The sequence below is a fragment of the Mesorhizobium sp. M7A.F.Ca.MR.362.00.0.0 genome (genome assembly GCF_004023175.1).
Taxonomy (GTDB): domain Bacteria; phylum Pseudomonadota; class Alphaproteobacteria; order Rhizobiales; family Rhizobiaceae; genus Mesorhizobium.
On record NZ_RZTF01000216.1, the window covers coordinates 1 to 4,230 of the forward strand.

The window sequence follows — 4,230 nt, forward strand, 5'->3', positions numbered from 1 at the left end:
CTTGTCGACCTCGAGCGGTGGGACGCGAACCATCTGGCCGGGCTCGACACGGGTGTCGGCCTTGACCCGTCCGCCATCGACGCGGATCTGGCCGGAGCGCAGAAGCTTCTGCAAATGGCCGAAACCAAGGCCCGGGAAATGGGTCTTGAACCAGCGGTCGAGCCGCATGCCCGCCTCGCCGGCCTCCACCGTGATCTGTTCAACGCCTGCCATGTTTTTTGTCGCTTATCCGTTTCCCGAGCGAAGCTCGGCCTGTTCTTGGCGCGGCAATAGCACTAAGGCAGGCTTCTTGCGAGCCAAAGTCCCAGAAACAGGGCGATAATGGCGCCAATGACGCTGGCAAGGGCATAAGCCAGCGCAGGCAGCGTGGCTCCCCGCTCCCACAGCGTCGCGAAATCGAGCGAAAAGGCGGAGAAGGTGGTGAAGCCGCCGAGAATGCCGGTAGCAACGAACAGCCTGACCTCGTTCGATCCGCCACGGCGCATCATGGAGGCGATGAACAGCCCCATGGCGAAGGAGCCAATGATGTTGATGGCCATCGTGCCCCAGGGATAGCTGGGGCCGACAAAACGCAGCGCGCCGATGTTGGTAAGGTGACGAATTCCGGCACCGATGCCGCCACCGACGACGACGAGAAACAGATTGAACATCTTCGGTACTTCCCCGGGCTATTCAAATTCAGCCGATGCCGCCAGCTGCATTGAGCGATTGCCTGCTCAGGTCGTCTCGGCATTCTTCGGCTTGGTCGAACCGATCATCTTCCAGTTCTTGTAGAACATGGAATTGATGCGCTCGACGCTGACCGAGACGATTGAGAGCATACCCGCGATCAGTCTGGGAACCGGAGACGGCCGGATGATGTCCATGAACACGCAGTAGCGGCGTCCGTCATACTCGTTGACCGAGCGATGCAGCAGCGTGTCGTCGAAGATGAACAGCGGATTGTCGTACCAATAATTCTTGACGTTGCCGCACTCGACGAAAATCTCCGACTTAACCGGGATCAGATTGTAGAGGATGCGCAGGCTGAGCCGCAGCGGGCCGAAATGCCAGGACGTCGATTCGCGCTTGCTGAAGACGGAAACGGCTATGGTCTTGATGTATTTGAAATCCTTGTTGAACTCGGCGACGTTGTCGATCCTGTGCTTACCGTACCACTGGTAGACATACATGCCGCGCCGGCCGGCGCCGAAATTGGCGTCGATATCGGCAATGATCTCATCTTTGCGCGCCTTGAAGATGTCCAGGACCTCGTTGACCTCGCGCTGATAGTCGGCGGGAAACTGCTCCAGCTTCCAGACACCTGGATTTCTGTAGCACAAGAGGTCGACCAGCAGATTGAACGGCGAAAGCAGCCAGGTGAACAGGCCGTTGCCGAGAAAATAGCCTGAGAACAGCGACAGATCCTTGCGGTCGTTGCGCAGCACGTCGATCAGGCCGCAGATGATGAAGATCGTCGTCAGGATGGGAATGAAATAGAAGCCAAGGGCGAGAAGCGGGATGGCAATGGCGAATTTGCGAAGGGACTTGCGAAGGGTTTTTGTCATTTTTCCACGCGCGGAGCGCGATCCTGTTGCGAATGAAGTGCCCAAATCACGGCAACGACCACCGCCCGGTCGTGCGCCTTGATAAGGTTTTTTGGGTTACCACACAACGGCCCTGCTATCGCGGCCGGCTGGCTGCCTGGCGGATCTGGTCAACGGCCTCACGCAAGCCTGCTACTCCCGCTCCTTGCGCAGCTTCGCCCAATAGTCGAGCCGCTTCCTGATGTCGCGCTCGAAGCCGCGCTCGGGCGGATCATAGAAGGTCTGGCGGCCCATCTTCTCGGGAAAATAATCCTGCCCCGAAAAGGCATCCGGCTCGTCATGGTCGTAACGATAGCCGGCGCCGTAATCCTCCTCTTTCATCAGCTTTGTCGGTGCGTTGAGGATGTGCTTGGGCGGCAGCAGCGAGCCGTGTTCCTTCGCGGCCCGCGTGGCAGCCTTGAAAGCATTGTAGACGGCGTTGGATTTGGGCGCGGTGGCGAGATAGACGGTGGCCTCGGCAAACGCCAACTCGCCCTCGGGCGAGCCGAGATAGTCGTAGGCATCCTTGGCGGCATTGGCGACGACAAGCGCCTGCGGGTCGGCAAGGCCGATGTCTTCCATCGCCATGCGCACCAGCCGGCGGCCTAGATAGAGCGGATCCTCGCCCGCATCGAACATGCGTGCGAGATAGTAGAGAGCCGCGTCAGGGTCTGAACCGCGTACCGATTTGTGCAGCGCCGAGATCAGATTGTAATGGCCGTCCTGGCCCTTGTCGTAGATCGGCGCGCGGCGCTGGACGATGCGCTGCAGTCCCTCGGGATCGAAGACCTCGCCGGGTTTGGCTGCCCGCCAGACTTCTTCCGCGAGCGTCAGCGAGGCCCGGCCGTCGCCATCGCTCATGCGGATGAGCATGGTCCGCGGCAGCGCCCTGCCCTCGGTCTCCTCCGCCCGCACCATCAGCTTGGAGATGCTCTCCTCGCCAAGCGAATGGAAGACCAGAACGCGCGCGCGTGACAACAAAGCGGCATTCAGTTCGAAGGACGGGTTTTCGGTCGTGGCGCCAACCAGCACGACTGTCCCGTCCTCCATGACCGGGAGAAAGCTGTCCTGCTGGGCACGGTTGAAGCGATGGATCTCGTCGACGAACAGCAAGGTCTGGCGGCCATTGGTGCGGCGCAATTTGGCCGCTTCGAACACCTTTTTCAGGTCGGCGACGCCGGAAAAGACAGCCGATATCTGCTCGAAGGCCAGGCTGGTTTCGCCGGCAAGCAGGCGCGCCACGGTGGTCTTGCCGGTGCCGGGCGGCCCCCAGAAGATCATCGAGCCGAGCGAGCCGGAACCGATCAACCGGGTCAGCGCGCCGTCAGGGCCGGTCAGATGCTCCTGGCCGACGACCTCGCCAAGGTTTCTCGGCCGCAGCCTGTCGGCCAGCGGCCGCCCAGGCGGGGTCTTTTCCGGTTCATCGACGCTGAACAGATCGGCCATGCACTTCTTTTTCGTTGGAGCATGAGCCCGAATGCACGGAACCCAGCCCTAATAACGCAACACCTGACGCATTATCTGCCCGCCACGCTCGACGGTAAAGCGCCACCAGCGCGTATCCGTCCTGGCCGCCAACTCCAGGGTCGCCGCGGTATCGATGGTGGTGCCGTTCACCTCGCGCACGATGTCGCCCGGCTGGAAGCCGAAATCGGCGGCCGGAGAATCACGGTTGATGTCGACCACGGTGACGCCCTTGATGTCCGTGCGCAGGCCAAGCCGCTGCGCGAGCCGGGGCGACAGCTCCGCGACCTTGGCGCCCGAAAACGGGCTGCGGCCATGCAGCGTCACCTCGGCAGCTTTCATGCCTTCCGGAGCACGCTCCAGCGCAATATCCATCGCCGCCTGCTGGCCCTTGGTCAAAACCGCGAAATTGGCGGTGGTGCCGATCGACAGCGTCGCCATCCGGTAGTCCAGCGCTTCGATGCTCTCGACCGGCTTGCCATTGAGTTGCAGCACCACGTCGCCGGGCTTGAGTCCTGCCTTGCCGGCCGGACCGGTCGCCTCGACCGACGAGACCAGCGCACCGGTCGGCTTCTCCATGCCGAGCGATTCGGCGATCTGCGGCGTCACCGATTCGAACTCGGCGCCGATATAGGGCCGTTCGAAGAAGTCGAGCCCGGCCTTGGCCGCGTCGGCAAAAGCGCGGACCATATTCGAGGGAATGGCGAAGCCGATGCCGATCGAACCGCCACTGCGGCTGTAGATGGCGGTGTTGATGCCGACCAGCTGGCCGCCCATGTTGATCAGCGCACCGCCGGAATTGCCCGGATTGATGGCGGCGTCGGTCTGGATGAAGAAGCTGGAATCGGAGACGCCGATATGGCTGCGGGCCAGGGCCGAGACGATGCCGCTGGTGGTGGTTTGGCCGACGCCGAAGGGGTTGCCGATGGCCAGCAGCAGGTCGCCGACCTCGAGCGCGTCGGAATCGCCGATGGCGATAACCGGAAACGGCTTGTCCGAGGTGATCTTGAGCACGGCAAGGTCGAGTGTCTCGTCCTTGAGCAGCACCTTGCTGTCGAACTCACGCCCATCAGCGGTCGCCACCTTGACCCGGTCGGCATCCTTGATGACGTGGTAATTGGTGACCACGACGCCGGTCGGATCGACCAGCACGCCGGAGCCGAGCGAAGACTGCGCACGCGGCTGCGAGCGACCGAAGAAT

At 62.0% G+C, this 4,230-nt stretch carries 4 protein-coding genes and 1 pseudogene (1 of these 5 only partly in view); all 5 read right to left on the reverse strand.

Features of this window, described 5'->3' with window-relative positions:
* The coding region (locus tag EOC06_RS23245) for a S4 domain-containing protein (RefSeq protein WP_281062103.1) at window positions 1–213 on the reverse strand (213 nt) is incomplete at its 3' end.
* A gap of 62 nt (window positions 214–275) precedes the next feature.
* The gene (gene crcB, locus EOC06_RS23250) at window positions 276–650 is read right to left on the reverse strand and encodes a fluoride efflux transporter CrcB (protein WP_127268771.1); all 375 of its coding nucleotides are present in this window, start codon (window positions 648–650) and stop codon (window positions 276–278) included.
* Window positions 651–716: 66 nt separating this feature from the next.
* Complete coding sequence (locus EOC06_RS23255) at window positions 717–1,547, reverse strand: aspartyl/asparaginyl beta-hydroxylase domain-containing protein (RefSeq protein WP_127396447.1); 831 nt, start codon at window positions 1,545–1,547, stop codon at window positions 717–719.
* A gap of 171 nt (window positions 1,548–1,718) precedes the next feature.
* Window positions 1,719–3,011: a replication-associated recombination protein A gene (locus EOC06_RS23260; RefSeq protein WP_128308890.1), complete on the reverse strand. Its 1,293-nt coding sequence runs from the start codon at window positions 3,009–3,011 to the stop codon at window positions 1,719–1,721.
* A 48-nt stretch (window positions 3,012–3,059) separates the two neighbouring features.
* Window positions 3,060–4,230 (reverse strand): annotated as a pseudogene (locus EOC06_RS23265) (Do family serine endopeptidase) (it continues 242 nt past the right edge of the window).